Source organism: Saccharomonospora xinjiangensis XJ-54 (genome assembly GCF_000258175.1).
GTDB classification, from domain to species: domain Bacteria; phylum Actinomycetota; class Actinomycetes; order Mycobacteriales; family Pseudonocardiaceae; genus Saccharomonospora; species Saccharomonospora xinjiangensis.
Genome location: NZ_JH636049.1, coordinates 144,476 through 146,391 on the forward strand (window position 1 = coordinate 144,476; position 1,916 = coordinate 146,391).

1 protein-coding gene is annotated in these 1,916 nt (G+C 69.2%); it reads right to left on the minus strand.

Features of this window, described 5'->3' with window-relative positions; translation table 11 throughout:
- A partial coding sequence (locus tag SACXIDRAFT_RS00325) for a type I polyketide synthase (RefSeq protein WP_006236442.1) occupies positions 1–1,916 on the minus strand: 1,916 nt, incomplete at both ends.

Below are 1,916 nucleotides of genomic sequence, written 5' to 3' on the forward strand. Positions count from 1 at the left end.
CGCACTCCGCGTCGGGACGCAGCGACGGCAGGCACCGCATCGGCGCCGGGGGCTCGGCCCCGCCGGACGGCGACGTCGCCTTGTCGGCGGCTTCCTCGCTCGGGCTGCCGGGCATCGGGTCGGCATCGAGGACGGTCTCGGCCAAACTGGTGAGGGTGGTGCCAGGTCCGACCTCGATCACCGTGGTGACGTCCAGCTCGCGCAGCGTGCGGACCGCGTCGGCGTAACGCACGGGCTCGCGCACCTGCCGCACCCAGTATCCGGGGTCGGCCGCCGTCACGGGGTCGAGCACCGTACCGGTCACCGTCGAGACCAGCGGGACCGCCGGAACGTCAGCCACCACGGTCTCCAGCTCGCGACCGTAGTCCTCGAGCATCGGGTCCAGCAGTGACGAGTGAAAGGCGTGGCTGACCTGAAGGCGCCGCACCCGACGACCCCGATCCCGCCACCAGCCGACGACCTCGGAAACCTCGACGGCCTCACCGGAAATCACGGTCGCGAGTGGACCGTTTACCGCCGCGATGTCCACGGTGGACTCCGACCGCTCCCCCGCCGACGCGGCGACCCGGGTCGCCAGATGGGCTCGTACCTCTTCTTCGGTGGCGGCGATCGAGGCCATCGCCCCACCCGCCGGCAGCGCCTGCATCAGACTCGCCCGCGCCGCCACCACCCGACACGCCTGCGGCAACGACCACAACCCCGCCACGAAAGCCGCCGTCACCTCCCCCAGAGAATGACCAGCCACCACCTCAGGAACAACACCGAAGGACTCCAACAACCGCACCAACGCAACCTCCACCGCGAACAAAGCAGGCTGCGCCACCCCCGTATCGTCGATCGAACCAGCAGACAACCCCCAGGCAAGACCACCCCGCCCAACACCGGTCACCCCACCCGCAGCGGCATCCACACCAGCATCCGCGCCGGCGCCGGAGTCGGCGCCGGTGTCGGTGTCAGGGTCGGCGAACACAGCATCACGCAAAGAGAACCCCAACAACGGATCCAACTCCGCACACACCTCATCAAACGCCTCCGCAAACACCGGAAACGCCCCATACAACTCCCGACCCATCCCCGCGTATTGGGAGCCCTGCCCCGAAAACACCAACCCAACCCGGCCCGCCTGCCGCACCACACCCGACACCACACCAGGAGCGCCACGACCCTCGGCAACCGCACCCACACCCGCAACCAACTCAGCCGCCCCCACCCCCAACACCACAGCACGATGCTCCAACGCCGCCCGCGTCCTGACGAGCGAACAAGCAACGTCCGCCGGCGCAAGATCCGGACGGGCGGTCAGGTGCGCGGCCAACCGCTGAGCCTGATCACGCAGGGCCGCCGCGGTCCGGCCGGAGAGCACCCACGGGAGCGGTCCGGCCGTGTCGGTGACGGGCGCCGAGTCGATCGTCTCGCCGTCGCCCGCCTCCTTCGGCTCGTCGAGGGCTGGGGCTTGTTCGAGGATGACGTGGGCGTTGGTGCCGCTGATCCCGAAGGAGGACACCGCGGCCCGTCGGGGACGGTCCACCTCGGGCCACGGCCGCGACTCGGTCAGCAACTCCACCGCACCCGACGACCAATCCACCTGCGACGTGGGCTCACCCACATGCAGGGTCCGCGGCAACACCCCATGCCACATCGCCATGACCATCTTGATCACACCAGCCACACCCGCAGCAGCCTGCGTATGCCCGATGTTCGACTTCACCGAACCCAAAAACACCGGATCCGCCTGCTCCCGGTCCCGGCCGTACGTCGCCAACAGAGCCTGCGCCTCAATCGGATCACCCAGCCGAGTCCCCGTGCCGTGTGCCTCCACGACGTCAACGTCCCCAGTGGACAAACGCGCGTTCGCCAAAGCCTGACGGATCACCCGCTGCTGCGACGGACCATTCGGCGCCGTCAACCCATTCGAC